Origin of the sequence: Puia dinghuensis, from assembly GCF_014642875.1 — a bacterium.
In the GTDB taxonomy this organism is placed as follows: Bacteria; Bacteroidota; Bacteroidia; order Chitinophagales; family Chitinophagaceae; genus Puia; species Puia dinghuensis.
Genome location: NZ_BMJC01000003.1, coordinates 893,915 through 920,618, shown reverse-complemented (window position 1 = coordinate 920,618; position 26,704 = coordinate 893,915). Strand labels below are relative to the sequence as shown.

General features: G+C 54.7%; 25 protein-coding genes. 11 read left to right on the top strand and 14 right to left on the bottom strand.

Features of this window, described 5'->3' with window-relative positions:
• Positions 1-64 precede the first annotated feature (64 nt).
• The 11 genes from IEY39_RS17110 (at position 65) to IEY39_RS17060 (ending at position 14,007) form a co-directional block, all read left to right on the top strand.
• Positions 65-853 (top strand): PI-PLC domain-containing protein, encoded by a 789-nt coding sequence (locus tag IEY39_RS17110; protein WP_188933708.1) that lies wholly within the window; start codon positions 65-67, stop codon positions 851-853.
• A gap of 44 nt (positions 854-897) precedes the next feature.
• The gene (locus IEY39_RS17105) at positions 898-1,467 is read left to right on the top strand and encodes a helix-turn-helix domain-containing protein (protein WP_188933706.1); all 570 of its coding nucleotides are present in this window, start codon (positions 898-900) and stop codon (positions 1,465-1,467) included.
• Positions 1,468-1,686: 219 nt separating this feature from the next.
• Positions 1,687-4,977, top strand: a complete 3,291-nt coding sequence (locus IEY39_RS17100) for a SusC/RagA family TonB-linked outer membrane protein (protein WP_188933704.1) — start codon at positions 1,687-1,689, stop codon at positions 4,975-4,977.
• 19 nt (positions 4,978-4,996) lie between these two features.
• Positions 4,997-6,685: a SusD/RagB family nutrient-binding outer membrane lipoprotein gene (locus tag IEY39_RS17095; RefSeq protein WP_188933702.1), complete on the top strand. Its 1,689-nt coding sequence runs from the start codon at positions 4,997-4,999 to the stop codon at positions 6,683-6,685.
• A 163-nt stretch (positions 6,686-6,848) separates the two neighbouring features.
• Positions 6,849-7,445 (top strand): phosphonate degradation HD-domain oxygenase, encoded by a 597-nt coding sequence (locus IEY39_RS17090; protein ID WP_188933700.1) that lies wholly within the window; start codon positions 6,849-6,851, stop codon positions 7,443-7,445.
• A 12-nt stretch (positions 7,446-7,457) separates the two neighbouring features.
• Positions 7,458-8,150 (top strand): HAD family hydrolase, encoded by a 693-nt coding sequence (locus tag IEY39_RS17085; protein WP_188933698.1) that lies wholly within the window; start codon positions 7,458-7,460, stop codon positions 8,148-8,150.
• Positions 8,151-8,163: 13 nt separating this feature from the next.
• On the top strand, positions 8,164-9,489 hold the full coding sequence (locus tag IEY39_RS17080) for a DUF5690 family protein (protein WP_188933696.1): 1,326 nt from the start codon (positions 8,164-8,166) through the stop codon (positions 9,487-9,489).
• 12 nt (positions 9,490-9,501) lie between these two features.
• Positions 9,502-10,632, top strand: coding sequence for a TIGR03364 family FAD-dependent oxidoreductase (locus IEY39_RS17075; RefSeq protein WP_188933694.1), 1,131 nt, complete (start codon positions 9,502-9,504; stop codon positions 10,630-10,632).
• 106 nt (positions 10,633-10,738) lie between these two features.
• Positions 10,739-11,383: a phosphatase PAP2 family protein gene (locus tag IEY39_RS17070; protein WP_188933692.1), complete on the top strand. Its 645-nt coding sequence runs from the start codon at positions 10,739-10,741 to the stop codon at positions 11,381-11,383.
• Between the two features lie 62 nt (positions 11,384-11,445).
• Positions 11,446-12,195 (top strand): glycosyltransferase family 2 protein, encoded by a 750-nt coding sequence (locus IEY39_RS17065; RefSeq protein ID WP_188933690.1) that lies wholly within the window; start codon positions 11,446-11,448, stop codon positions 12,193-12,195.
• A gap of 15 nt (positions 12,196-12,210) precedes the next feature.
• A complete protein-coding gene (locus tag IEY39_RS17060) occupies positions 12,211-14,007 on the top strand; it encodes an ArnT family glycosyltransferase (protein ID WP_188933688.1) in 1,797 nt (598 codons plus the stop codon).
• Positions 14,008-14,100: 93 nt separating this feature from the next.
• On the opposite strand, the gene IEY39_RS17055 is transcribed toward IEY39_RS17060, so the two are convergent.
• The 14 genes from IEY39_RS17055 to phnH all read right to left on the bottom strand — a co-directional run bounded on the left by IEY39_RS17055 (position 14,101) and on the right by phnH (position 26,703).
• Positions 14,101-15,426: an ATP-binding protein gene (locus IEY39_RS17055; RefSeq protein ID WP_188933686.1), complete on the bottom strand. Its 1,326-nt coding sequence runs from the start codon at positions 15,424-15,426 to the stop codon at positions 14,101-14,103.
• Positions 15,427-15,599: 173 nt separating this feature from the next.
• Complete coding sequence (locus tag IEY39_RS17050) at positions 15,600-16,352, bottom strand: metallophosphoesterase family protein (RefSeq protein WP_188933684.1); 753 nt, start codon at positions 16,350-16,352, stop codon at positions 15,600-15,602.
• Positions 16,353-16,387: 35 nt separating this feature from the next.
• Entirely contained in the window at positions 16,388-17,203 is an 816-nt protein-coding gene (phnE, locus tag IEY39_RS17045; RefSeq protein ID WP_188933682.1) for a phosphonate ABC transporter, permease protein PhnE, read from the bottom strand.
• Positions 17,200-18,003 carry a phosphonate ABC transporter, permease protein PhnE gene (gene phnE / locus IEY39_RS17040; RefSeq protein WP_188933680.1) on the bottom strand — a complete coding sequence of 268 codons (804 nt, stop codon included), beginning with the start codon at positions 18,001-18,003 and terminating at the stop codon, positions 17,200-17,202. The genes phnE (IEY39_RS17045) and phnE (IEY39_RS17040) overlap by 4 nt, the downstream gene beginning before the upstream one ends.
• Positions 17,984-18,817, bottom strand: coding sequence for a phosphonate ABC transporter ATP-binding protein (locus tag IEY39_RS17035; RefSeq protein WP_188933678.1), 834 nt, complete (start codon positions 18,815-18,817; stop codon positions 17,984-17,986). The genes phnE (IEY39_RS17040) and IEY39_RS17035 overlap by 20 nt, the downstream gene beginning before the upstream one ends.
• Before the next feature lie 7 nt (positions 18,818-18,824).
• Entirely contained in the window at positions 18,825-19,766 is a 942-nt protein-coding gene (locus tag IEY39_RS17030; RefSeq protein ID WP_188933676.1) for a phosphate/phosphite/phosphonate ABC transporter substrate-binding protein, read from the bottom strand.
• Entirely contained in the window at positions 19,763-20,425 is a 663-nt protein-coding gene (locus tag IEY39_RS17025; RefSeq protein ID WP_188933674.1) for a DapH/DapD/GlmU-related protein, read from the bottom strand. The genes IEY39_RS17030 and IEY39_RS17025 overlap by 4 nt, the downstream gene beginning before the upstream one ends.
• 20 nt (positions 20,426-20,445) lie before the next feature.
• Entirely contained in the window at positions 20,446-21,240 is a 795-nt protein-coding gene (locus IEY39_RS17020) for a hypothetical protein (protein WP_188933672.1), read from the bottom strand.
• Between the two features lie 6 nt (positions 21,241-21,246).
• On the bottom strand, positions 21,247-22,410 hold the full coding sequence (locus IEY39_RS17015; protein WP_188933670.1) for an alpha-D-ribose 1-methylphosphonate 5-triphosphate diphosphatase: 1,164 nt from the start codon (positions 22,408-22,410) through the stop codon (positions 21,247-21,249).
• Entirely contained in the window at positions 22,407-23,120 is a 714-nt protein-coding gene (locus tag IEY39_RS17010) for a phosphonate C-P lyase system protein PhnL (RefSeq protein ID WP_229688950.1), read from the bottom strand. The genes IEY39_RS17015 and IEY39_RS17010 overlap by 4 nt, the downstream gene beginning before the upstream one ends.
• Entirely contained in the window at positions 23,117-24,028 is a 912-nt protein-coding gene (locus IEY39_RS17005; RefSeq protein WP_188933668.1) for an ATP-binding cassette domain-containing protein, read from the bottom strand. Before IEY39_RS17005 ends, IEY39_RS17010 begins: the two co-directional genes overlap by 4 nt.
• A complete protein-coding gene (locus IEY39_RS17000) occupies positions 24,025-24,921 on the bottom strand; it encodes an alpha-D-ribose 1-methylphosphonate 5-phosphate C-P-lyase PhnJ (protein WP_188933666.1) in 897 nt (298 codons plus the stop codon). The genes IEY39_RS17005 and IEY39_RS17000 overlap by 4 nt, the downstream gene beginning before the upstream one ends.
• Positions 24,918-26,036: a carbon-phosphorus lyase complex subunit PhnI gene (locus IEY39_RS16995; protein ID WP_188933664.1), complete on the bottom strand. Its 1,119-nt coding sequence runs from the start codon at positions 26,034-26,036 to the stop codon at positions 24,918-24,920. The genes IEY39_RS17000 and IEY39_RS16995 overlap by 4 nt, the downstream gene beginning before the upstream one ends.
• A gap of 10 nt (positions 26,037-26,046) precedes the next feature.
• Positions 26,047-26,703, bottom strand: coding sequence for a phosphonate C-P lyase system protein PhnH (gene phnH / locus IEY39_RS16990; RefSeq protein WP_188933662.1), 657 nt, complete (start codon positions 26,701-26,703; stop codon positions 26,047-26,049).
• Position 26,704: the final 1 nt, after the last annotated feature.

Below are 26,704 nucleotides of genomic sequence, written 5' to 3'. Positions count from 1 at the left end.
TAACAAATTGTAAGCCTATTGTTAATCCAGTGTTACGGTTCTTGGATAGATTACCTTTGCGCCCATGAAAAACTGGCCTATCCTTCTCGCCGCTGCAATAACACTATCCCTAACCGTAAGACCTGTTATATCGAATGCACAGCCCCTGCATTATACCGTCGCCAACACCCATTCCCATAACGACTATGAGCAACCCACTCCCTTCTGGATGGCCTGGCAACACCGGTTCGGCTCCATCGAAGCCGATATCTGGCTCGTCGGCGGCAAGGTGCTTATCGGCCACGATCGGGAAGAGATAAAAGCGGGCCGAACGCTGGAAGAATATTATGTCAAACCGCTGGAGGCCTGCATCGAAAAGAACAACGGCTATCCCTATGCTGATACTTTGAGACGGCTGCAGATCCTCATCGACGTAAAGGCGGACTCGGTCGCGGCTCTCGCCGCGCTTGTCGGTCTGCTCGACAAATACCCTGCCCTCGAACACTGTTCCGCCCTGAAATGGGTCATCAGTGGAAACCGGCCCGACCCGGCACAGTATACGGCTTATCCCCCTTTCATTGCTTTCGACGGCATCCTGCATCTCCAATACACCCCTGAAGCGCTTTCCCGCATTGCTATGATGAGCGACGACCTGCGCTATTATACCCGCTGGGATTCGCGCACCGGCATCCCGGACACAGACCTGGGCGCCCTGAAAGCGGCCATCACCCATTCGCATACCCTACACCTGCCCGTCCGGCTTTGGGATGCGCCTGATTTCCCCGCAGCCTGGCGCCAATTGATGCAACTACAGGTCGATTATCTCAATACCGACCACATCGCCGACCTCGCCGCTTATCTGAATTCCCTGTAATTTCCCTGCAATTGTTATAACTTACCGGGCAAACTGTCACAGGTATGCAAGAAGAACTCCTGCTGCTCATCGGTGATAAGATAAAGACCAAACGCACACAGAAGAATATTACCCTCGAACAGCTGGCAACAAAAGCCGGTGTCAGCAAGGGTCTCATCTCGCAGATCGAGAACAATCGCACCGTCCCCTCTCTCCCCGTCCTCTTCAATATCATCCACTCCCTCGAGGAAGACCTCCGCACCTTCTTCGAAGACATGCACGACAGCTTTACCAACAACCACATCCTCATCATCCGCAAAGGCCAGGAGAAGCTCTTCACAAAAGAGCCGGTGAAAGGATTTTCTTACCGGCGCATTCTCACCCGCAGCATCAGCTCCCAGGCAGCCGACGTCGTCCTGCTCGAACTGAAAAAAGGCGCCAACCGCAAACAGCTGATCCGCACAGACGCCTACGAATGCAAATACATTCTTAAAGGTGATATCGAATACCAGGTGGAGAACGAAAACTTCACGCTGAGTGAAGGCGACACCCTCTTCTTCGATGGCCGCGCCCGCCACCGCCTTAAGAACATCGGCAGCACCGAAGCCCTCATTCTCGTCTTCTATCTTTTTTGATTGATCTTTCTCACCCAAGGTCTTTCTCGTCCACACATAAAATCGATTGCAACCGGCATTTTCACTTATTCCCGCTTATTTACAAATACTTAACATTGGTTTAGTCTCGCTAAACTGTTAACATTTACTTAAATCAGCCCTAACCTTTCAGTCACATTGTCCTTATACTTTCGCCGCTGAGATAAAGTCCGCAATTCTCAACTAAAAACATACTGTATTATGAGTAAGAAAATTACCCACATAACGGGTGTCTTGCTTGTGGCATTTCTATTGCCGCTCTTCAGTTTCGCCCAGAAGGTCATCACCGGGCACGTATTATCAAAGAACGATCAGTCACCTGTTCCCGGCGTCTCCGTAATTATTAAAGGGACGCACACCGGCACGTCCACTGGCGTGGATGGCGGCTTCGCCCTTAAAGCAAAAGAAGGCGATGTCCTCGTCATTTCCGGTGTAGGCATCGAAAAGACCGAACAGGAAGTGAATGGCTCCGATCTGACCATCGCTGTAGCGGCGGATGCCCGCGAGCTGAACCAGGTGGTAGTAACGGCCACCGGTATTAAAAAGGAGGCGCGGCGCCTTGGTTATGCCTTGCAGACCGTTGATGCCAACACCCTGACCCAGGCACGCGAAGCCGATCCGGTCAACGCCCTGAAGGGCCAGGCCGCGGGTCTCGAGATCAATATTAATCCGGAGATCGGCCGCCCCGCCGGGGTGATCATGCGCGGCGAAGGTTCGCCCATCTTCGTGGTGGACGGCGTTCCCATCAGCTCGGATACCTACAATCTCAATGCGGACGATATCGAGAACTTCACCGTCCTGAAAGGCCCCAATGCCGCGGCGCTCTATGGATTCCAGGGTAAGGACGGCGCCATAATCATCACCACTAAGAAAGGCTCGAAGGCCAAGGGTAAACCGGTGATCACTTTCAACACCAGCAACCAGATCAATACAGGCTTCATCGCCCTTCCCAAATACCAGGACACGTATGGCCCCGGCGACAACGGCAAATATGCTTTTGGCGGTGGCGGTTCCAGCGCGGCTTCTTATTTCGGCAGCGGTGCGGTTGGCGTAGGGATCAATGACTATGATTACGACGTTTGGGGCCCCCAGTTCCGCGGCCAGCTGCTGCCTCAGTACGACGGCGCCTACACTGCGAATCAAACCTATACGACGACTTTTGCCGACGGCAGTAAGTACACCGGCCACGTAGCGCCCACACCGTTCACCGCCAGGGGGAAAGACAATTTGAAAAACTTCATCCAGGCAGGCGAACTCACCGTCAACAGCATCTCTGTCAGCAGTTCGACGGAGAAGACCGATATGCGCCTTTCCTTCGGCGACACCTGGCAGCGAGGCATCGTACCCAATACCCAGCTGAACAATGCGAGCTTTACGGCTAACGTTACCCAGCGCTTCAGCGACAAGCTGAGCCTCTCCACCTATTTCAATTTCAGCCGCCAGTCCACACCCAACATCCCGGACGTCAACTACGGCCCCAACAGTATCATCTATAACATCATCATCTGGGGCGGCGCCGACTGGAGTGTCAACAGCCCCAATATCCGTAATTACTGGCAGCCAGGTAAGGCAGGCATCGAGCAGAACTATGAAGAGTACTACCGGTACAACAACCCCTGGTTCATGTCCTACGAATGGCTGCGCGGCCACTACCAGAACAATGAATACGGCTACGCCTCCCTCAACTACAAGCTCAACCAGAACTTCGACTTCCAGTTCCGCCCCAGCTTCACGGCCTATGATATGTTCAACTCGGAGAAGATGCCTTATTCCGCAGGTGTTTATGGCCGGCCGCTCCGCCAGGGCGATTACCGCGAAGACCGGCGGCAGCTGTTCGACAACAACGAAGACCTTCAGGCTCGTTTTCATAAGAACGAGATTGCCGGATTCCTCGATCTCTCTGCTGTAGCCGGCGCTACGGTGCGCAACTTCAGCTTCAACTCCAACTTCGAATCCACCAACTACCTGAATGCACCTGGGGTATATGCTTTCTCCAACTCGCAGGGAGCCCTGACGGGAAGCAATTTCTCTTCAAAGATGCTTGTGCTCAGCGCTTATTACTCCGTCGACCTCGGGTACAAATCCTACCTGACGGCCAATGTCACCGGCCGCGTGGACAAATCCTCCACCCTGCCTGTCAATAATAACAGCTATTATTACCCCTCCTTTAACCTGGCAACCGTGGTTTCCGAATACGTCCACCTGCCGGAAGTCATCTCCTTCCTCAAGGTCAGGGCTTCCTACGCGGAAAGCAAGGACGGCGGAACAAATCCCACCTTCACCCCGAATGTAAGCGCTACCCCTGCCGGCGGCTATGGCTACACCTGGGTCTCCCCCTACAACGGGCCCAGCTACCAGTTCTCTCCCAGCTACAACCTGACACCCACCTACACCGGTCAGAACAGTGCCCGTTATACCGATCAGGTAGTTAGCCCCAATATTCATACGGCGGACAGAAAGGCGACAGAGATCGGTCTCGACATCCGTTTCCTGAAGAACCGCATCGGACTGGACGTCACCCGCTACCGCTATTGGAATCAGCTTATCGTAAATCAGGGTACATCCAACGCCTCCGGATACTCGGTCTACGAAACCAATGGCAACGTCTACACCAATAATGGTTGGGAAGCAACAGTCAGCGGCAAAGCTATTGTCAACCCCCATGGACTCAACTGGGATGTGACCGCCAACTTCTTTACGTTTAAAAGGGAATGGGTTAGCAACTCCAACCCGGACAACTATGAAAAGAATGGCCAGCGCGTCGACCTCGTATATGGCGATGCTTTTGTCCGCACCCCCGCAGGCAAGATGGTCATCGATCCCAGCTCCGGCACCTATATCCGCTACTCCGACCTGGGCTCTTCCGCCCAAAAGATCTTCGGGCACGCCGATCCCGACTGGCACTGGGGTTTGATCAACACCGTAAGCTATAAGAACTTTTCCATGCGCTTTCAGTTTGACGGTATCGTAGGCGGTGTGATCACCGACTATATCCGGAAAAAGACCTTGCAGGGCGGTCGCCACATCGAGTCGGCCACCGGTGCTCTCGGCGCGGCAAGGCCTTCGGACGAAGCCAATGTGCCTGCTTATACCGGCGATGGGGTCAACCTCACCGGCGGATCGATCCAACTGGATCCTATCACGGGCGCTATCACCAACTACAAAAGCCTCACCGAATCGACGAACACCACCAAGAGCCTTGTACAGCCCTTCGTTTACCAGGCAAGCTCCATCAACGACCTGGTCACGATCAAAAAGACCTATGTCAAACTGCGGGAAGTAACGCTTACCTACAAGGTTCCGCAAAGCACCTTTGGCAAGAAGTCGATCGTCAGCAATGCAAGCGTCTCGCTGGTGGGCAGGAACCTCCTTTACTTCTTCCCCAGCCGGTATAAAGACCTGGATGTAGACCAATATTCCCAGGACTCCGGTTCGGGCCTGCAAACGCCGACGACCCGCAGCTATGGTATCAACATCAATTTTTCTTTCTAAATCCTCAAGAAAAAGAAATATGAAAAAGATTAAAAATATAGCTATCGTTCTGATGGGCGCCTTGCTGATGACTGCCTGCAGCAAGAAGATCGAAGATAAGTTTAACAACCCCAACAATCCCGCCTCCGTCCCCCCGAACCTGATCCTCGGCACCGTGCTCAATGCTATGTCCGGCAACAATGGAAGCTCCTCCATCGGCGCCCTGGGCGGGGTCAATTCCTGGGACAATGTGGGTGACTGGAATCAATACCATTGCCAGAACTATAACTATTACGGCAATAATATCTATTCGTGGACGAATAATTCCACGCATTCGGATAATGGCATCGGCAATGTCAGCGACGGCCCGTTCAATTCCTACCTGGTGCTCAAGAATGAGCTGCAAATGGAAAAGGAAGTAACGATCCGCGGCGGCGCTGCCCTCAACCCGTACGAAGCCGTCGGCCGGTTCATCAAAGCCTATTACTTCTACAACATGACCTCTCTTTTTGGCGATGTTCCCCTCACCCAGGCCCTGCAGGCACCGACGATCTCCACGCCTGCCTATACGTCGCAGGAGCAGGTATTCCTCTACGTGTTGAACCAGCTGGATTCGGCTAATAACGACCTGGCCGCACTCATCAACAACAACGACGTTTCCCTCTCGGCTTCCCAGGACATCTACTATGGAGGGGATCTTACCAAATGGCAGAAGCTGGTCAACTCCTTCAAGTTAAGGGTTTTGGTGGCCCTCAGCGCCAAGGCTTCGGATGCTACCCTGAATGTGCCCGCGCAATTCGCCAACATTATCAATAACCCCTCCAAGTACCCCATCTTCACCGGCGAGAGCGATGATCTGGCCTTTGTCTACAACCCGGGGGGATCGAATACCTTCAGCACCTATCCGTTCAATCCCAGTAACTTCGGGTCCATCGCCGGCCGGTTCAACATGGCTGATACTTATGTCGGCGCACTCACGGCTATCAGCGACCCCCGCGTATATATCACTTGCGACCCCGCCTGGAAGCTGTTTAAAAATGATTCGGCCAACCCGGTACAGAACCCGGCGCAATTCAAATATTTCGTCGGCGCCAGCACCGGACTCGCGCTGGGAACAATGTACGCCAACGCCAGCGCCGGCGATTATTCCTTCATCGGCCGCAAGCGCTACTATTCAAACTTTACAGGCGACCCCAACGTCCTGGTCGGATATAAGGAAATGCTGTTCAACATCGCCGAAGGCGTCGAGCGCGGATGGGCTGCCGGAGGCACCGCGGAGACCTGGTATAAGAAGGGGATCATCGAATCGATGAAATTCTTCGGCATCGATGTGACCCAAACAAACTTTACCGCTTATTTCCTTCCGCCGACGGCAAACGCTATTACCCAGGTGCAACCTTATCCGTTCAGCTTCAGCTGGGCAAGCTACTATGCACAACCCGCCGTGCAGTTCTCTTCCAATCAGACAGCAGCCATCGCGCAGATCGTGCTGCAGAAGTATATCGCCATGTTCGAGACTTCGGGTTACGAACCCTACTACAACTGGCGGCGCACCGGCGTGCCGGCCTTCGAAGGCGGCAGCGGTGTGGGTAATAACGGCGTTGTCCCGGTCCGGTGGGCATATCCGGTTTCCGAACAGTCGCAGAATGCCGCCAACTGGAAAGCCGCGCTGACCAGCCAGGGCTTCAGCGCCGACGACCTGAATCAGAAAATGTGGCTGCTTAAATGATAAGACAACGGCTCATGAATACCAGTTACAGGCTGCTAGAAATAGCAGCCTGTATTTTTCCGGCAGGAAACTTTTAAACATTATTTAATAATAGTGCCGTTCGGCCTATCCTCATTTTCGATACTTTGTAGGTCATTATTAGCATAACAAAACTCCTCTATTTATGACCATTGAGCAAGCCGAGAAGATCACTAACGAGATCATGGACCTTTACGAAGAGTATGGCGGGGCAGAATATGCGGGGGAAAAAGTCTCGCAATTGGAACATATGGCCCAGGCTGCTCAATTGGCCGAAGCGCAGGGTTATGACGAAGAAGTAATACTGGCTGCCTTCCTTCACGACATCGGTCATATTTCGGAAGCCGCCAAAGGCGGAGTATCTATGTCCGCTTCGCGGGGGGAGATGGACGGATACGGGATAATCGATCATGAAGAGCTCGGCGCCGAATTCCTCCGCGAAAAAGGGTTCTCCAAAAAGATCGTCCGCCTCGTGGAATCCCATGTAGAAGCCAAACGCTACCTCACCGTAAAGGAGCCAGAATACTACGATCAGTTGTCCGAGGCCAGCAAAAAGACCCTCGAATACCAGGGTGGACCCATGACCCCCGAAGAAGCCGCAGCCTTTGAACAGTATCCCCTTTTTCCCCTCATCATCCAGATGCGGAAATGGGACGAACAGGCAAAAATTGAGCAGCAGCCCCTGCCCGACCTCAACCACTACCGGCAGATGATCCTACGGCATCTCTCGGTCAATGCATAAACTTCTTTTGATATGAGCTCTATCCAACTGGTCGTTTTCGATATCGCCGGCACCACCGTTCAGGACAGCGGGAGCGTGGCGGAAGCCTTCATCTCCGCCTTCCGGGATTTTGGCTTCGAGATACCCCAAGCCGAAGTAAAAAAAGTGATGGGCTTTCGCAAGATCGACGCCATCGCCCTCCTGCTGGAGACATTCGCACCCGCCAAAAAGGACGATGATATCCTCATCGATCGCATCCATACCCGCTTCATCGACACCATGATCGCCTTCTACCGCGACGATGAAGACCTCGCCCCCTTTCCCTATGCAGAACAGGTGTTCTCCGCCCTCAAGCAGCAAGGGATCAAGGTTGCGCTCAACACCGGCTTCACCCGCAGCATCACCGATACTATCCTGCACCGGTTGCGCTGGGACGACCGCTCATCCCTGATAGATATGGTCATCTGCAGCGACGAGGTCTCCCACGGTCGCCCATACGCCGATATGATCGAAACACTGATCAACGTACTGGGTGTTAGCTCTCCTTCCAACGTTCTCAAGATCGGGGATACCGAAGTGGACGTCGAGGAAGGCCGCAACGCCTCCTGTGGCAAAGTGGTCAGCGTCACCACCGGAGCCTATACCCGCGAACAGCTCGAGCCCTACCACCCCGACTTCATCATCGACGATCTCCGGGAGCTGCTCCCCATCATTGAAAAGGCCTAAACCCCATCGTTTTATGTCCTCACCGGCCACTCCTCCCACCATCCCTGCCGCAGCCCTGACTGCCGGTGGCCGGCTGACGCTAAAAGCGCGCCTCCAGCGAAGCCCTGCCTGGGTCCTCATCCTCTATGCGTCTGTCACGGGCTATATCGTCTATGCCTCCATGTATGGCATCCGGAAGCCCTTCACGGCGGCCTCCTATGATGGCATCACCTTCCTCGGCATCTCCTATAAAGTAGTGCTGGTCATCGCCCAGGTGATCGGCTATACGCTGAGCAAATTCTTTGGCATCCGCTTCATTGGCGGGATGCGCCCCGAACGAAGGGCATGGTTCATCATCCTGCTCATCGGTACAGGCTGGCTCTCTTTGCTCTTGTTTGCCATCGTCCCCGTGCCGTACAATTTTGTCTTCATGTTTATCAACGGCCTGCCGCTGGGCATGGTCTGGGGACTCATGTTCGGCTTTCTCGAAGGCCGGAAGGTCACCGAACTGATGGGCGCCATTGTGGCTACCAGTTTTATCTTCGCTTCCGGCCTGGCCAAGACGGTGGGCAAGTCGCTGCTCCTGCACGGGGTCAGCGAATCCTGGATGCCCTTCCTGGCCGGCGCTGTCTTTATAGGTCCCGCATTGATCAGCACCTGGTTGCTCAACCAGACCCCGCCGCCTAGCGCTGAAGATATCGCGCAACGAACCGTCCGCCTGCCGATGGACCGGGAGCAGCGGCGAAACTTCCTCCGGATCTTTGGTTTTGCGCTTATCCCCGTCATCATCGCCTATGTGATGCTGACCATCCTTCGCGACTTCACTGAGGATTTCGCCAATGAGTTATGGACGGAGACCGGCTTTCGCAACAATGCCGACGTCTTTGCCACCTCCAGCACCATCGTATCCCTGCTCGTCCTTGCTGTCATCGGCGGTTTCTTCGTCATCCGCAACAATTACCGCGCCTTCCAGCTCAACAACGTCATCATCATCGGCGGCTTTGTGCTGGCGGCCGGCTCTACCATTGCCTTTCACCTGCACGTGATCTCCCCCATGATCTGGATCGTCTCTGCCTCGGCGGGGCTCTACCTGGGCTATGTTCCGTATAACTGTTTTTATTTCGAACGGATGCTGGCGGCCTACCGGATACCGGGGAATGTCGGCTTCATTATGTATATAGCCGACGCCTTCGGCTATCTGGGTACGGTTGTCGTGCTCCTGGTAAAGGAGTTTGTGCATCTCCGGTATAGCTGGGTCGACTTTTTTACGGGGATGTTCTATGTCTCTGCCTTTGCGGGCATCCTCCTTATCTTGTGGGGATCTGTCCTTTTTACAAAAATTTACAGTAAAATCAATTAACATCAGGAGTCTATGGGATCCAGATCAGCAATAGTTATAGGAGCCGGTATTGTGGGATTGGCTACGGCAAGGGCCCTCGCTACTCAAGGATACGCGGTAAAGGTGTTCGAACGGACAGACAAAGCGGTAGGCGCTTCCATCCGCAACTTCGGCATGATATGGCCCATCGGTCAGCCCGCCGGCAAGATGTACGACCGGGCCATGCGCAGCCGAAACATCTGGAAAGAGATAGCCCCCCGGGCCGACTTCTGGTATGAAGCCGCCGGCAGCCTGCATCTGGCCTACCATTCGGACGAATGGATGGTTCTCCAGGAATTGTATGAAGTCTTTCGCCGCGAAGGCCGCCCCGTCCAGTTACTCGACAAGGCCGCCATCACTGCCTCGTCACCTGCCGTCAAGACCGACGGGCTTCTCGGTGGTCTTTATAGCAACGACGAAGTGATTGTCGACCCCCGCGAAGCCATCGCCACCCTCCCTGGCTGGCTCGCCGAACAATACAAGGTGGAATTCTACTGGGGGAAATGCGTCTCTTACATCTCCGATCAGATAGTATACATCGGCAACGAAGAAGAATATGAGGCCGATCTTGTCTTCATCTGCAACGGTGCGGACTTCGAGACGCTGTATCCTGAGCATTTTAGCGAACAGCCGGTGACGAAATGCAAGCTGCAGATGATGCGGCTGGTATCGCAGCCCGATGACTGGCGCATCGGCCCCGCCCTCTGCGGCGGGTTATCCCTCATCCACTACAACAGCTTCAAAGCTGCGTCTTCTCTGCCCGCCCTCCGCGAGCGCTATGCAGCGGAGATGGCCGACTATCTGCAATGGGGCATCCACGTCATGGTCGCCCAAAACGGCCGCGGCGAGCTTACCATCGGCGACTCCCATGAATATGGCCTTACCCACGACCCCTTCGACAAAGATTTTATCAACCGCATGATCCTCGACTATCTCCGGCGCTTTGCCTGCTTCAAAGACTGGTCTGTCGCCGAGACCTGGAATGGCGTATATGCGAAGCTGACGGATGGCGAAGCCGATCTCTTCTTTTCACCCGAACCCTATGTCTATGTCATCAATGGGGTAGGAGGCGCGGGCATGACCCTTTCCTTTGGCCTGGCCGAAGAACTGGTTGCGGGCCTCTAGCCCCTCCTGCTTCTGCGCGGCCGAACCACCGACCGGCCGCCGCAAGACCGCAATCCGCCCCACCCCCGGGAAATCGCCGACCAAAAGAAATCCCTAATTTCGCCGGATGAAGACGCTCAGGGAGATAATTTCTGGCAACCGCCTCTTTTTTAGTCTTTGGGGTATCTTTTTTTTCGTCGGCCTCCTCTTTCTCCTCACCGTAGGGAAGGCCGCCGCCTTTGTCGATCTCAATCCCTATCACCGCACCACGCTCGACACCATTTTTGTCTGGATCACCTTTCTCGGGGACGCTACCTTCAGCATCATCGTCTTTGTCATCTTCCTGGTACGGCGTCGCTGGTCGAAGGCTACTCAAGTGATCCTCGCCTTTTTGATCTCGGGTCTGCTGGCCCAGATCCTGAAGAATGTCTTTTCCATGCCCCGGCCAAAACAGTTCTTTGCACCCGGCTCCTATCCTTATTTCATCGATGGAGTGACCCATTTGGGTTTTGCCAGCTTCCCATCCGGCCATACTACCTCCATCTTTGCCCTTGCCACCTTGCTGGCCATCTTTACAAAAGACCAGCGGGGGAAAGTCGCCTATCTGCTGGGCGCCATCATCGTCGGCTATTCCCGCATCTACCTGGGGCAGCATTTTCTCGGCGATGTACTCATGGGTTCCTGTATTGGAATCCTCGTAGCAGTGCTCATCCATTGGCTGTTTGTCGAAAAACTCCAATCCCTCCCCGTATTTGCGCCCAAAAACCCGTAGGTTTGCCCAATTTTTCTAAGCGCCTTTCCCATTATGGGAAGATTGATATATAAAAGATATACATGATCCTTGGCAAAAAACTGGTGATCGTCCTACCCGCCTACAATGCGGAGCTGACCCTTCGCAAGACCTATTCGGAGATCCCTTTCGATATGGTGGACGAAGTGGTATTGGTGGATGACAACAGCAACGATCGCACCGTAGCCGTGGCCCACGAGCTGGGCATCCGTCACATCATCAAACACGACAAGAACCGTGGTTATGGCGGCAACCAGAAAAGCTGTTATAACAAGGCGCTCGAGCTGGGCGGCGATATCGTGATCATGCTTCATCCCGACTATCAGTATACTCCAAAGCTCATCCCTTCGATGGCCTACCTGATAGCCAACGACGTCTACCAGGTGGTGCTGGGCGCCCGAACGCTCGGCAAAGGCGCGCTTCGCGGCGGCATGCCTTTGTATAAATACATCTTCAACCGCGGACTCACCTTCTTCGAGAATGTACTGCTGCGCCAGAAGCTGGCGGAATATCACACCGGCTACCGGGCCTTTTCCCGCGAGATTCTCCGGCGCATCAACTATGAGATCAACTCCGAAGATTTCGTGTTCGACAACGAGATGCTCTCACAGATCGTCTACCTGGGCTATGAGATCGCCGAGATCACCTGCCCCACCAAGTATTTTGAAGAAGCGTCGAGCATCAACTTTAGCCGTAGCGTCACCTATGGACTGGGTGTAATGAGGGTTTCTATCGTTCACAGGCTCTGCAAATGGGGCCTGATGAAAAGAGAAATGTACAAACCGCTAACATAATTTAATCGATTTCGCATGCATTTCACAAAACCCACCGCCATCCTGCTGATCACCGTTTTCGCGGCCCTGCTCTTCCTTCCTTTCCTGGGCCACGTACATCTCTTCGACTGGGATGAGATCAACTTCGCCGAATGTTCGCGGGAGATGATGAAGCTGCATGATTATACCCGGGTGTATGTAGACTACAAGCCCTTCTGGGAAAAGCCGCCGATGTTCTTCTGGATGCAGACCGCGTCCATGCATGTTTTTGGGGTCAACGAATTCGCCGCCCGCTTTCCCAATGCCATTTGCGGCATCGTCACGTTGATCGTCGTTTTCCTCTGTGGCAGCCGCATCTACGACCAGCGCTTCGGTATCCTCTGGGCGCTGGCGTATGGTGGTTCGCTCTTCCCGAACATGTATTTCAAATCAGGCATCATCGATCCCTGGTTCAATCTCTTTACCTTTCTTTCTCTCTATAACTTTATACTCTATCACTGGAAGCGGAACGGTTTCGACAAACCCGGGCTGAATCATGGCCAGTTTTATTATGTACTCTGGTCCGGCATCTTCATGGGGCTGGCCGTACTGATGAAAGGCCAGGTGGCGCTGATGGTGTTTATGCTGGCGCTGGGGGTTTACCTGGTCTACAACCGGTTCAAGGTCTACTTCAGCTGGTGGTATGCCCTGCTGTTTCTCGTCGTCGCCTTCCTTGTCACCTCCAGCTGGTATGGCTATGAGACGATAAAACGCGGTCCCTGGTTCATAAACGAATTCCTGAAATACCAGTGGCGCCTCTTCCGCACCCATGACGCCGACCAGGCCGGATTCTTCGGCTATCATTATATCGTGTTGCTGATAGGTTGCTTCCCCGCTTCTATCCTGGCCATCCCTTCTTTCTTCAAGGCAAAATACAATGGCCGCTGGGACCGCGACTTTAAGAAATGGATGGTCATCCTCTTCTGGGTGGTGACCGTGCTGTTCACCATCGTCCAGTCCCGCATCATCCACTATTCTTCCCTGGCCTGGTTCTCTGTTACCTTCCTGGCTGCTTACAGTATATATAAATGGAGTCGCAGAGAGCTTCCCTACCGGAAATATGTGGGCGTGCTGCTGGGCATCCTTGGCGGCATCATCTCCCTGGCGATACTGGGTGTCGCCGTCATCGGCCTCAACATAAGATTGCTGGCGCCCCATGTCGACGATATTTTCGCCCGCGCCAACATGGAGGCGGACGTGCACTGGTCGGGTTTCGAAGGCGCCATCGGCGTGCTGATGGTCGTCGCCCTCATCGCCGGCATCCTCTATATGTCGCGTAACCGGTTCAGCCGTGCCGCTCTCACCCTCTTTGGCGGGACAGCCATCGTCGTCTTCTTCGCGTCCGCCATCATCGTTCCCAAGGTAGAGCGTTACAGCCAGGGCGCGGACATCGACTTCTTCATCGCCCGCCAGGGAGAAGACTGCTATGTCCATACCCTTGGCTTCAAAAGCTACGGCGACCTCTTCTATACCCTCAAGGAAAAGCCCACTAACCCCAACTCCTACGATCAAACCTGGCTGCTCACCGGCCCCATCGACAAACCCGTCTATTTCGTCACAAAGATCGATCGTGTTCAAAACTGGGAGACCGCGCAATACCCCGAGCTGAAGGAGCTATACCGCAAAAACGGATTCGTCTTCCTCAAACGCGATGTGCCCCCTCCCGCGGCGCCAGCGGCCGCCCCTCCCGCGGCCCCCGCGCCACCCCCGCCCGCGGCCCCCGCAACGCCAGCCGCATCCCCGCCCGCGGCCCCCGCGCCTGGCCTTCCTTCTCCCGCCTCTCCCAATAAATAGAATGATAATGAATTACGTATCCCATCATGACCCCTTTGGCCCCAATATGACCCCTATGACCCCAATATGACCCCTTTGGCCCCAACATGACCCCTATAGATGAAAGATATAAGAAGTGCCTTTGCCAGTTGTACCGGATTTTTGGATAAGGCCTCTTTCTGTCAATTCCTGTAAATCCCGTGTTGCGGTACGTTTTGATACCTTAGCTAATTCCTGATATTGGGCATTATTGATACTGCCATATTTTTTTATATATAGCAGAGCATTAATTTGTCTTACCTGCAGATTTTGTTTCCTTAAAAACTCCTCCGTGTAGATATCCTTCAAAAATGTAATACTGAAGCCGCCCTGTTCTTCTTCAATGATTGGCTCCGGCCGCCCTGCTTCATTACAAGCCTCAATTATTTTATTTGTACCTCGTCCCCAGGATTCAATGTAGCCTGCTTTGAAAAACACATTTGCAATGTTTCGGTTGCGAGGGTAGGAAGAATGGTTTTTTTTCAGTTCTTCGATACTTAATTCCTCGGGTAAATTTCCTGGATTCCAAATATGCAGGCGGTCATCATAAACGCGCAGAAATATATAGGTACTTGAATAGTCCTTGTGGATAATGGCGTTTAGAATCGCTTCCCGCAAGGCCGGCTCTGGGTACTCTAATGGTTCCATTCTTTCCAGCCCTTTATAGGATATTGGGCGGATGAGGTATTTAGCTTTTAAAGTATCCATTACCTTATCTGGCATGTCAAAAATGTTGGTTTCAATAATGTCTTGAAATAACAGATCATTACTTGACCGACCAAACCTGCCTATTTTTAAACTCGCTGTAACCGTAACCTTTGCCAGATTTTTGCCAAAGAGTAGCACCGCTGCATTGGTTAGCTGTCCTTGCTCGGTTACAAGGTTAAGGTTCTTTAAAAGAAGCTCTGGGTCAAGATTTGCGGCACTCGAAGGTATCCTGTCCTTCTCAATAGCCTTGCCAATAAATGTTTGAATGCTGGTTTCATTGAGGTCTTTATGAAAAGCACCTTCAACCGGCATATCCTCCCATTTCTTTCCAATCTTATTTAATAGCAGGTTTTGCAACGCCACGCCTTTTAATTCCTGTTTAGTACTCCCACTTCGGTAGTGATAGACACCATGATAAGCTATTGGAACACTACTAACCGGAACTATAATTTCAATATAGTGTTTGCCTTCACTTTGATGCAGATTTACGTCTACAACCAAGCCTAAATGATTAACAGCCTTATTGGGTATATCGTCCATTAGCCTTTTATAATCATCTACTCCGGCAACAACTCCATTATCGTCGATACCTATAAATATTTTTCCGCCTTGTGCATTTGCAAAGCCGCATATCCATTTTAGATATTCATCTCTCCAGGATTGTTTGTATTCTATACACTGATTTTCGGCCATTCAATAAATTATTATCAATCCCACACATGCGCATAGGATTCCAGTTACATAAAACCGGTCATTCTTTGATAATTGGAGATAAACTCTTGGGTTGGAAAAGTGGCAGTTACAAGTAAAGATAAAACATTCCCCTGTAATTTCCTTCAACTCTATCGGCACTGCTATATGCCGCACTACAGCGATAACGCCACCGCCTCCACGATTGACGTCTCCGTGTCGATAACAAGAAACCCATTATTAAACTGGCACCTCGCCACGCAAGGCCCATACCAGTATTGCAGATCGCGCGAGAAAGGATAGCGCCCGAAACCCTGCCGCCGCAGCTCGACATCATTCACCCGGCTCAGCCCCTCGAAATGCATATGCCCGGAAATGCCGATGACGCAGCCATGCTGCCCGATAAACCCGAGGTGCTCCTGGAATTCCTCCGCCCGCTTGGGGAAATAGGTCCGAAGACCAAGCAGGTCGGGATAAGCGAAATGGGAAAACAACACCCGTAACCCATCGAAGTCTCCGACATGCACATCCGGCAACGACTCCAGCCATGCCCTGTCCGCCTTCGTCAGCAGCGCATTCAGCTGCACGTCTTCATACAGGAACAGCTGGTGGCCCGCCAGCGCCTTACGCTGATAGAAATCCAGGTCATACCAATTGTCCGGGAAATCGAAACCGCTGCGATGACGCGGCAGCTTCTTTATCTGGTAAAGATCGTTATTGCCGATTACGGTGGCGCTGCAGTTGGCCCGGACCATTGCAATACATTCATGCGCACTGCGGGTGTCGAGATAATGATAGGTATTCACCTTGAACCCTACGATATCCCCCAGGCAGATGATCTCCGTGCATCCGGCCTGCTCCAGCAGCGTCAGGGCTGCTCTCAATGCGACAATGTCTTCGTGAATGTCTCCGATGACCCCTATTTTCATTTGGCTAAAATACAATTCGTTTAGTTCGACCGGTGTTATTTTAATGGTCCGCGGGACAACAGGCGACTGCGCAGCAGATCGGACAGTTTCTCACTTGCCAGTATCAGCAGCATCGTCAGCAGGATAAGCGCCAGCGCATCCCTGTAGTGCAGCACGCGCATCGCCTGAAACAACTGGAAGCCGATGCCCCCGCCCCCGAAGATGCCAAGCCCGATCGCCACCCGGATATTGAGATCGAAAGCATAGAAGAAGTTCGCGATAAAGGAAGGCAACACCTGAGGTAAGATAACGTAGCGGATCACCTGCCATCGCGTAGCCCCGACCGAATAGATGGCATCGGCAGGCGCGGACTCCGTATTTTCGATTATCTCCGCAAACAGCTGCCCGAATGTTCCGACCGTGCCCACCACCAGCGTCAGCATCCCCGCAAAGGGACCAAGACCCACCGCCGCGACAAAGATGAGGATGATAAACAGCGGCGGTATCACCCTGTCCACGGACAGGAAAATGCGTACGCCGATGCGCACCGGCCGGCTGGGCATGGTATTCTCCGCCGCCAGGAAAGCCAGCAGCATCGCAAGGACGCCACCGATCAGCGTTCCGAGGAAAGCCATACTTACGGTCTCCAACACCGCCATCCCGATGGTCTTGTCCGCCCAGAGCAGGCTCAGATTGGGCGGCGACATACTCACAAACAGATCGGTGACATAGTGGAATTCGGTAAACAACATCGCCGGATCGAAACCCATGAACAGGCTCGCCGCCACCAGGAGGATAGCTATTGCGCTAAAGGCCGTAGCTCGCTGCCGGTAACCCGCCGGGGACAGTACGTTGATGCTGCGGTCTTTCATTGGAAACGTCCTCCTTCTTTTATTCTTTTCCGCAGAAATCCCGAAAGACGTTCGCTCAGAAAGACAAGAAGCAGGGTCACTATCAGCGAGGCGGTGGCCCGCCCATAATCAAGCTGGACGAAACTGCGGTATAGCTCCAGCCCGATGCCACCCGCACCCACCGCCCCCAGTACCACGGAAAGCCGGATGCTATACTCGAAGCGAAAGAGCGCAAAGGAAATGATGGAAGGCACTATCGGCTGTATGACACCAAACACGACCACCTGTACCCGCGTTGCGCCGACTGCCTGGATAGCTTCGATGCTCACGGGGTCCAGCTCTTCGATAGCGTCGGCGATCAGCTTTCCCAGCATGCCGACACTGCCGATAGCCAGCGCCAGAACTCCGGCAAAAGGGCCCAGCCCAAAGGCTGCGACGAGGAATAGCAGGATGACGATCTCCGGCAGGGCCCGCTCCAGGCCCAACAACGCACGTACAGGCTGGCGTATCCAGGGAGGCGTCAGGTTGGAGGCGGCCAGCAGCGCAAAGACCAGCGAGATCACCGTACCCGCCACGGTCCCAACGATGGCGATGAATACGGAATTCAGGGCGGGCTGCACCAGATCGGCGAAAGCCGACCAATCAGGTGATGACAATTGCACCAGGAGATCAGTGCTGCTGGCTATACCCTTGAAGAGAAGACCCCATCGGGCGCCACAGACCCAGGCCGCGCCCTCCGCCAGTAATAAGATCCCCGCGGCGACTAACAGCACCCTGCCGTATCGGCGCAGTGGATGGAGACTAAAAGAAATCTCTTTCATGCTCATTGGGATTTTGCGCAACAATCGTCGGTTTCTCCACAGGAGGATGGGGAGCATTCTCTATCTGTTCGAGCTCTTCGCCATAGATGTCGATCAGTTGGCGATTCGTCAGCCGGGGATCGCCATCATAGATCACGCGGCCCTGTTTTATCGCGATCACCCGGGTGCAATATTTTGCCGTCATCTCCGGCTGATGGAAGACGCCGATCACCGGCATCTCGTCGGCCAGCGGCCTGATCATCTTCATGATGATCTTGGCATTGCTCGGGTCGAGGTTGGACAAGGGTTCGTCGGCGAGCAGCAGTCCCGGGGACTGGAAGATGGCCCTGGCAATCGCCACCCGCTGCATCTCGCCACCGCTGAGCCGGCTTACCCGCATTCCGGCCACGTTTCCGATATTCAATTTGTTCAGCGCGGATAACGCTTCCTCCCGCTCCCTGTCGGTAAAGCCATAAAAGAGGCTGCGCAGCGTGCTCATCTGTCCAAGCCTTCCCAGCAGGACATTGTCCAGGGCCGTCAGCCGCTGCACAAGATGATAGCCTTGGAAGACGATGCCGATGCGCCGGCGTAGTCGCCGGAGCCTGCTCTTGGCGATATTGCAGAGATCCCACCTGCTGCCATCCTGGTCTTCCACGATGACCGATCCCGCATCGGGCCTGAGCAACCCGTTGAGACAACGCAGGGTCAGCGTCTTGCCCGCGCCGCTGGCCCCTAATATGCCAACAAACTCCCCTTTCTTCACGGTAAAGCTGATACCGTCGAGCACCTTTCTGCCTCCGGGCAGCGATTTGCTGATGTTGCAGACTTCGATCATGACGTTGTTATTTTTTAGTGGGCGTAAGATCGCCAATGCCCGCGGCTATCTTCCGCAATCCATTGTATAGGGTGTCGTTCACTATGATATAAGATATGCTGTCCGCCTGTTTTGGGAAATACATGGACATAAAGGCATGGAAGGCTTCGTGGCCATCCTGCGGCATCCGGATAAAGGCCTCCCTCACCTTTTCGGTAAAGGCCGGGTTCACCTCGGGCCGCATACAGATAGGACTCTCGGGAATGGGGTCCGACGTCCAGAGGATGACGAGGTCTTCCTGCCTGACCAAACCTTCCCTTATCGCCTTGTCATAGCTGAACTGGAAGGCGCAGCCGAGATCGGTCTTTCCCGTCTTCACCGAGACGATCGAGGCGAAATGTGTCCCGGCGAACATGGTTTGTTTGAATGCTGTTTTGGGGTCGAGACCGATGGATGTGAGGTAGGCCCGGGGTATCAGGTGACCGGAGGTAGAGGCAGGGTCCGCAAAGCAAAGCGTCAGTTGGTGCGACCGGGCTTTTACATCATCCATGGAATGCAATCCGGTGCCCGGGTTGGTAAGGATATAGCTTCTGTAGTTGAAAGGTTTGCCATTGACACCCGGGGCCACCAGCGGCACCAAATGCTGTTTCTCGGTGGCTAATACATAACTGAAAGGACTCAGGTAGGCCATATGTGCCTTGCCGGCAACCATGGCTTCGATCACTGTCGTATAATCCGTGGATTCCAGGAATTCTACTTTGATGTTGAGCTTGCTTTCCAGGTACTCCCGCACCTTCCCCAGCACCCGGGAATTTTCACTCGGGTTCTCGCCATCATAAACGGCCACTACCAGCGTATAGGGCACGCCATTGGCATCCAGCGCGGTCTTGCTTCTGCACCCTACTGCCGCCAGCAGCAACAGAAAGGGCAGCGCCGTCATCATCATCAAAGAGGCATTCCTATGTCTCATACTGTTAGTGTTGTGTATTTATGTAAGAAAATGTCCAGATCGAGCAGGTCTTCAAACCGCTGTTCCAGCGTCTCCCGGGGCCAATCCCACCATTGGCTATCCAGCAACTTTTCTACCACGTCGTCGGGAAACCGCTGTTTGATCACCTTCGCCGCCACCCCGACGGCCACCTGGTAGGGACCGACATCCTTGGTGACCACCGCCCCCGACCCGATAACGGCCCCCGTGCCGATGCTGACCCCGGGCATGATCACCGCCCCATGCCCGATCCAGACATCATGGCCGATGATACAGGCATGTTCCTTGCGCCATTGGAAAAAGGCCTCGTCGTCGACGGCTCCCAGGCCATACTGCCGCCGCCGGTAGGTCATATGATGTTGCGTCACCCGCCACTGGGGATGGTTGCCGGGGTTTATCCGCACACCGTTGGCGATGGAACAGTATTTCCCGATCTCCGCATAGATCATCTGCACATCACCGGCCGTATAGCTGTAATCACCAAACACACTGTCAACGAGCGACGTGTTCTCACCCAGGGCCGTCCAGGCGCCGATGCGGCTGTTGCGTATCCGGCAGCTGGGATGGATGTAGGGCTGCTCGCCAAGGGATACGCCCGATGCTTCGGCAGGAGGCGCGGGATAGTGATCGATATGGTGCATAAAGCGGTTGTATTGATACGTTAGAAATAAAAGCGGGGATAGTCCTCTTCCCGGAGAAAGGCGGAAAGATGATGATACCGTCGTAGTCCGGTGGAGGCCAGCTTCAACCGGGGCGGTGCGCCTTCCAGGCTGCGGTTGATAGCGTGTACTGCTGACGCCAGCTCTTCCCGCTGCACTTCCGTCAACCCGGCTTCTATATAAGCCAGCGTGATATGACCGACAAAGGGTCTCGTCATCCGCACATCCAGGGCGGAAAGCGCGGAGTCGGCATAGAAGGCGGCCCGGAAGTCGACGATGCGCCGGTAGGCCGCTTCATCATCGAATATCCCCAACAGGCCTATGGCGGTGCCGAAAATACCCAGGCCGATGAGCCGCATCGTCAGTGAGCGATGCGCACCCCCGGGCATTCGTGAAAAGGCCCCCGCTACCAACGCGGGGTAGGTTGACTCCAGGCCCGGCCGCAGGATGTGCCGGAGGAAGCGTTCTTCGGAAAGCGTGTTGGCGACGGTTTGATGAAAGCTTTCGGCAGGCAGCAGGTAAAGCGCCTCTTCCCAGGGACATTGCTCCAGCAGATGCGCCTGGATGGCTTTCAGGATGCCGGGCAGGTTCTCGTTGCCTGGGTTTTCGGCAACCATGGACACCACCGCAAAACCGGGGTAGGACTGGGGCACCCATCCTCTTTCGTTACGCCGGTAATTACCCGACGGACGCAACGCCATCGCCCTTTCCAGCAACTGGTCAGCCTGGATCTCATCCCATTGCCGGCGCGTATAGTCGGCAAAGGAAAGGTCTGTGATAGATGTAATAGAGGTCATAAGCTATTATTTTGTGGTCGTCTGCATTACGAATTTGCCGTTTACCATGACATGGGTCGCCATCGGCAGCCCATCCTGGATACGCACTATAAGCAGGTCGGCCTCCTTGCCTGCCTCTAGGCTGCCCAGGGTCTCGTCAAGGCCAACAGATTCCGCGGGATGCAGCGTCGCCAGGTTGACGGCTTCATGCAGCCGCATGTTCTTTTCCCGGTGGAGCTTGAATATCGAATGCAGGATGGCCGCCGGGTAATAATCCGAGCAAAGAATGTCCACAACGCCTTCCAGCACGGCTTCCGTCATATCCAGGTTACCGGAGAGCGACCCACCCCGGAGGATGTTGGAGGCCCCGCCGGCGACATGCATGCCCATCTCCGAAGCATAGCGTGCTGTCGCGAAATTGATAGGGAATTCACAGATGCTTACTCCCATGGCCAGCATAGCATCCACCTTTTCGATGGTGTCGTCATCATGCGACGCCACCGGCAACCGGTTCTCCAGGGCCGCGCGGACAAGGTATTCCAATTGGTCGCCTTCGATCCTTGGCCGGGTGCTGCGCAACAGGAGTTCTTCATGATACTGCGCTTCACTCTTCCCCTGCGCAAGCAAATGCTCCTTGAATCGCTCTTTGTTGAATTGCCCCTGTCCCGGGGTATGATCCATCACGGAAAGCAGATCGACAACGCCGTTGCGCATAAGATCGAGACATTCCTCAAAAGCATTTATCCCACTGAGCTCGAAGCGGAGATGGATACGGTTACGGATAAGGGTGGGTCTGGTGGCGGCTCCGTAAACTTTTCGGAAGATATCCCCCCGCGTATACCGGCTGCGCGATTGGTTCTCGGCCGACTCATAACCAAGATGCAGCGAGTGAAAGACCGTGGTGATGCCGCAGCTGCACATCTTCCGCTCCAGTTCGCGAAAGGCTACCTCCACCGGGATATCGGCCGCAGGCCGCGGTACGATCTCCGCATCCATGGCATCCGTGTGGATGTCGATGATGCCGGGTATAACATAGGCCCCACCGGCATCCAGCAGCTGCCCCTCCCGGGCCAGCGCATCGGTGACGGCGCCCACCTGTCGGATCCGGCCTTCTTCTACCCAGACCGAACCGTCGGAGATGATGCCATCAGGTGTGACTACTTGTGCATTGGTGATCAATACTGTATTCATATGATTTCAGTTACGGTAGGTGTTATGCGTCCCGCCTGCAGGTGCAACCGGCGGTCGGCTAATGTCGAAAGGGTATATTCATCATGGGAGATGCACAAAACGGATGTCCCATGCTGTTTGAGGTCGCGGATAAGCCCGATCACCACATCCTTGGTCCGAACATCGAGCGATGCGGTGGGCTCATCGATGAGCAACAGCCGCGGCTTTGCGATGATGGCTCTTGCCACATTCACCCGTTGCTGCTCACCCCCGCTAAAAGTGACGGGATAGGCGTCCCAGAGACCCGAAGGCAGCCCCAGCATCTCCAATAATGTCCTGGCCCTGGCCCTCGCTTCCTCCTTATTCTTCTCCGTGCGGAGCAGCGGCTCTGCTACTACATCCACCGCCGGCACCCGCGGAATGACGCTCAGGAATTGCGAACAATAGCGCATCTCCTGCCGCCGCAACGCGATAATGGCATGATCATCGGCTTTTACCAGGTCGATGACACCCGAAGCGGAAGCATAGCGGATCTCTCCCGTCGTGGCTAAATAGGTGCGATACAAACACTTCATCAGACTGGACTTGCCCGAACCCGATCTGCCGGTGAGGCCGATGATCTCTCCCTCCCTGATGGTCATATCGATATGCTGCAAGGCCGTGATCTGCTTATCATGAAGGATATGCAAATCGAAGGTCTTACTCAGCTGATGGACTTCTATGATATTCATAATAATGAGCTGACGAGTAATTGTGTATAGGCATGCTGCGGGTCCTGGAGTATCTGATCCGTAAGCCCGCTCTCCACGATGCGTCCATTCTTCATCACCAGCGTCCGGTCGGTGAGCATCCTGATCACGGAGAGGTCGTGGCTGACGACGATCATCGCAATACCCAGCTCCTGCTGGAGTTCGCGGATGAGATCGAGCACTCTTGCCTGCACCGAGACATCGAGACCCGTCGTCACTTCATCCAGGAAGAGCAAGGGCGGATTGTTGGCGATGGCCTTGGCTATCTGCACCCGCTGCTGCATGCCACCGCTAAACGTGGCCGGCGTATCATCGAGGCGCCGCACCGGGATCTCGGTCTTCTCCAGCAGCTGCGAGGCCCTCTCCCGGATGCCGCCGACATGCAGCTGCCCCGCCATGATCAGCTTTTCGGCGATGTTGCCTCCCGAGGAAAAATGGAAGTTCAAGCCATCCCGCGGGTTCTGGTAGACCATCCCCATGAGGTGGTTGCGGATACGGCGCTTTTGTTGGCCGGAAGCTTCGAGCATGTTAGTCTGCCCCTGGTCATAGGGATACAGCAAGGCGCTGCCCGCAGTCTTCCCGAGATCGAAATACAACAGCTTCACGACGGTGCTCTTTCCCGAACCACTCTCCCCTACGATGCCCAGCACTTCCCCGGGATAGAGGTCGAAGCTGACTTCGGCGCAGGCTACGATGCTGTCGGTGTCCGGGCAGATGTTGGAGCTGAATTCCGGACCCGTCAGCTCCAGGGTCCGGGGCCCCGGTTCTCCATATATTTTTGTCAGGTTACGAACCCGCAGCAGCCATTGGTTGTCGCCCGCACCCGCGATCCCCGCTGGCCCCACTCCCCCCGCCGTCGCGGCCCCGTTATGATGATTTCCGTTGTTCATGATTCTATCTGTTGGATATATGCGTTGACAAAAGGAGCGATCGGTTCACCCGCCCGCAGCTTGTCGAGAAAATTGCTGTCGTTTACGACGAATTGTTTCGATCCGTCGTCCGAATAGATCTCATCCAGAAACGCCTTCCGGTAACCCGTCTGGTTGCAGACCTGCCCGTTGAAGTCTTCGATATGAAACCGGACATCCTCGAATTCCAGTGGTTCCACAGTAGTATGCGGTGGAACGGCATAGAGCCGCTTCTCCCGGCCCGCGCCAAACAGGTAAAGCGTCTCCGCCTGGTGCAGGTTGGGGATATCCCACCGGGGGATGGGTGATGGCGCCATGATATACCGGCCGTTGATCCTGACAGGATAACCCGCACCCAGCAGGATGTCCCCATGACGAACGAAAGACTCGTATAAGCTGACCCACATCTTCGCATAATCAGCCTCCCCATGCATCTGTCGGGTGCGGTACTCGTAGCGCTCCACCGACCGAAGAGGCTCGGGCTGCGGAACCTGGAATACAAACACCTGCTCCGCCGTCAGTGCTTCTTCGGTTATCCGGTGCCGCGTCTGGATCAACGTGGCTTCCGTCGTGTCGAACGTCGTCCTGCATCCGGTCATAGCCTGCACAAAATCCCGAAGGTTGCAGGCGTTGACGCTGGCGTCGCTGCCCTGGTCAATGATCTTGAAGATATCCTCCCGGCCGATGATCGCCAGGGTCACATGCAGCCCTCCTGTTCCCCATCCCCGCGCGATGGGCATCTCGGGGGAGGAATAAGGGCATTGATAACCCGGTATCGCCACGGCCTTTAATAATTTTCTCCTGATCTCCTTCTTTGTAGACTCGTCGATAAAGGCAAAGTTGTATCGGTGCTGGAATTTGGTGTTTTCGATCATACGGTTTCACTTACAGTTTCCAGGGACGCGGCGCCGGCCCTTCTCAATGCCGCCCGGACATTACTGAGGCTCGCCTGGAAGGTGACATAATGCGGCAACTTTAAATGGTTGACGAAACCCATCGCCTCGATGCCTTCCGTATGATAGAGCACAAACTCCTGATCTGTGGCAGGACTGCGCCCATCAGGACTGCGCATCGCCCGGTCGAGGATGCCCATACAGATCGCCTTGGTATCGTTCTGCCCGAAGCAAAGCCCATAACCGATGGTGTAAAAGGGTAGGACCTTCTTCTTCGAGGTGCACGTTGTGCTCGTGATCATCTCCGCTTCGGTGACTTCGATCTTGCCGATGTACCGGATACGGCCCGAAGGGTCTTTCACCCGCACCGGTACTGTGCCATAACGTAGTTCACACACGGTGGGATGCGTATTGCCAAAGCCGCGCAGGCTGCTGTAGCCCAGGGCCATCAGCCCACCCGTCTCTGCCCGGGCCATCATCTGCAGCCGGGCCGACCGGGGTGCAGGAAATTTGATCGCTTCGCGGGTGATGTCCTTCAGTGTCGTATCTTCTTCATTTTCTACCGGCTTTAACAAACCCTCCCGCCGCAACAGGTCGATCACCTTGTCATAGGTGGTGACAGCGGCCAATTGCTGTGGATCGATATGGCCCTCGAGCTCCGCCAGGAAACGCCCGATCGTCTCTTCGGTCTCTTCCGTCAGTGCAGTATCGAGCAGGCGCTGCGTATAATCCCGGGTAGGTCCGAGCACCTGGCCACCGGGTATCTCCCTGAATGAGGCAGAGATCTTCCGGCGGACAAACATCTCCCGCGTATCGATGGCCTCTGAATAATACCTGCGCTGAAGGGTCGTGATAAAAGCCCGGAGGATAAACGCCGCTTCGAATACCTCTCCTTCCGATTGTTTGAGGGCGATGGCGGCATATTCGGGCGCATACAGCCCGCCTTCTCCCATCACCTTGTCCACCGCCAGCCGCATTTGTGTCCTCATCTGCTGAATAGTGATCGGTGGCGTCTGCTCGCGCAGGCGGTAGAATTCTACCAACACCCTGGCGTGTGCGATCGCGTCGTCGCCCCCTTTTACGGCTACATATCCCATAGTTCTTCCTTTAATTTATTATTGCCCATTTAACCTTACTGCTCCGCGGTATACAAGCAATCCGCCCGGCGCCATCCGCCAGCACAAGGTCAACCCCAAGCGGGAACTCCGCATTGCACTCCTGCAGCGCTTGCACAAGGGTCGTGTTCAACCCCCGCACAAAAAAAACCCTTTCTCCCGCTACACCCGGACCACTCAGCGTCAACGCCAGGGTGGAGTCGCTATCCGGCGTCACATGTCTCTCCGCCGCCTCCACTTCCCGGCCCAGTCCCCGCACCTCCGCCGCCAACTCCTCCACATCCACCACCAGCGTCGCCCCTTCATCCGGATAGGCGAGCGTCCCTTTTTTCATCGAAGCGACAAGCGAAGGCGAAGCGAGTCCCCCTGCAAAAACAAAATCTGCTTCGGCTATCCCTACAGGTCTGGCAGACGTGTTGACGACCAGGTAGCGTGTTATTGCCACATCCTCCCCATCCACAAAAAAGCCTGCATTCGCATCCAGCAGGGCGAACCCCACCGACGCCGCGGCCTCGGAAAGACCCGGCGGCGGCGTCAGCCCCCGTCGTGGCAGCTTGTTGATCTTCCCCGGCCTCGCCATTGCATCCAACAACAGGCGATAGTCCGCCTGTGCGTCAAACACTGCATCATAAAGGGTTTCCCGTTGCATA

What these genes read in the sequence shown, in the direction of transcription:
- IEY39_RS17110 (WP_188933708.1), top strand. Translation starts at nt 65, where the DNA reads ATGAAAAACTGGCCTATCCTTCTCGCCGCTGCAATAACACTATCCCTA.
- IEY39_RS17100 (WP_188933704.1), top strand. Translation starts at nt 1,687, where the DNA reads ATGAGTAAGAAAATTACCCACATAACGGGTGTCTTGCTTGTGGCATTT.
- IEY39_RS17000 (WP_188933666.1), bottom strand. Translation starts at nt 24,921, where the DNA reads ATGATCGAAAACACCAAATTCCAGCACCGATACAACTTTGCCTTTATC.
- IEY39_RS17055 (WP_188933686.1), bottom strand. Translation starts at nt 15,426, where the DNA reads ATGGCCGAAAATCAGTGTATAGAATACAAACAATCCTGGAGAGATGAA.
- IEY39_RS17015 (WP_188933670.1), bottom strand. Translation starts at nt 22,410, where the DNA reads ATGAATACAGTATTGATCACCAATGCACAAGTAGTCACACCTGATGGC.
- IEY39_RS17010 (WP_229688950.1), bottom strand. Translation starts at nt 23,120, where the DNA reads ATGAATATCATAGAAGTCCATCAGCTGAGTAAGACCTTCGATTTGCAT.
- IEY39_RS17070 (WP_188933692.1), top strand. Translation starts at nt 10,739, where the DNA reads ATGAAGACGCTCAGGGAGATAATTTCTGGCAACCGCCTCTTTTTTAGT.
- phnE (WP_188933682.1), bottom strand. Translation starts at nt 17,203, where the DNA reads ATGAAAGACCGCAGCATCAACGTACTGTCCCCGGCGGGTTACCGGCAG.
- IEY39_RS17025 (WP_188933674.1), bottom strand. Translation starts at nt 20,425, where the DNA reads ATGCACCATATCGATCACTATCCCGCGCCTCCTGCCGAAGCATCGGGC.
- IEY39_RS17105 (WP_188933706.1), top strand. Translation starts at nt 898, where the DNA reads ATGCAAGAAGAACTCCTGCTGCTCATCGGTGATAAGATAAAGACCAAA.
- IEY39_RS17035 (WP_188933678.1), bottom strand. Translation starts at nt 18,817, where the DNA reads ATGATCGAAGTCTGCAACATCAGCAAATCGCTGCCCGGAGGCAGAAAG.
- IEY39_RS17090 (WP_188933700.1), top strand. Translation starts at nt 6,849, where the DNA reads ATGACCATTGAGCAAGCCGAGAAGATCACTAACGAGATCATGGACCTT.
- IEY39_RS17080 (WP_188933696.1), top strand. Translation starts at nt 8,164, where the DNA reads ATGTCCTCACCGGCCACTCCTCCCACCATCCCTGCCGCAGCCCTGACT.
- IEY39_RS17065 (WP_188933690.1), top strand. Translation starts at nt 11,446, where the DNA reads ATGATCCTTGGCAAAAAACTGGTGATCGTCCTACCCGCCTACAATGCG.
- IEY39_RS17085 (WP_188933698.1), top strand. Translation starts at nt 7,458, where the DNA reads ATGAGCTCTATCCAACTGGTCGTTTTCGATATCGCCGGCACCACCGTT.
- phnE (WP_188933680.1), bottom strand. Translation starts at nt 18,003, where the DNA reads ATGAAAGAGATTTCTTTTAGTCTCCATCCACTGCGCCGATACGGCAGG.
- IEY39_RS17060 (WP_188933688.1), top strand. Translation starts at nt 12,211, where the DNA reads ATGCATTTCACAAAACCCACCGCCATCCTGCTGATCACCGTTTTCGCG.
- IEY39_RS17020 (WP_188933672.1), bottom strand. Translation starts at nt 21,240, where the DNA reads ATGACCTCTATTACATCTATCACAGACCTTTCCTTTGCCGACTATACG.
- IEY39_RS17030 (WP_188933676.1), bottom strand. Translation starts at nt 19,766, where the DNA reads ATGAGACATAGGAATGCCTCTTTGATGATGATGACGGCGCTGCCCTTT.
- IEY39_RS17050 (WP_188933684.1), bottom strand. Translation starts at nt 16,352, where the DNA reads ATGAAAATAGGGGTCATCGGAGACATTCACGAAGACATTGTCGCATTG.
- IEY39_RS17005 (WP_188933668.1), bottom strand. Translation starts at nt 24,028, where the DNA reads ATGAACAACGGAAATCATCATAACGGGGCCGCGACGGCGGGGGGAGTG.
- IEY39_RS17095 (WP_188933702.1), top strand. Translation starts at nt 4,997, where the DNA reads ATGAAAAAGATTAAAAATATAGCTATCGTTCTGATGGGCGCCTTGCTG.
- IEY39_RS16995 (WP_188933664.1), bottom strand. Translation starts at nt 26,036, where the DNA reads ATGGGATATGTAGCCGTAAAAGGGGGCGACGACGCGATCGCACACGCC.
- IEY39_RS17075 (WP_188933694.1), top strand. Translation starts at nt 9,502, where the DNA reads ATGGGATCCAGATCAGCAATAGTTATAGGAGCCGGTATTGTGGGATTG.
- phnH (WP_188933662.1), bottom strand. Translation starts at nt 26,703, where the DNA reads ATGCAACGGGAAACCCTTTATGATGCAGTGTTTGACGCACAGGCGGAC.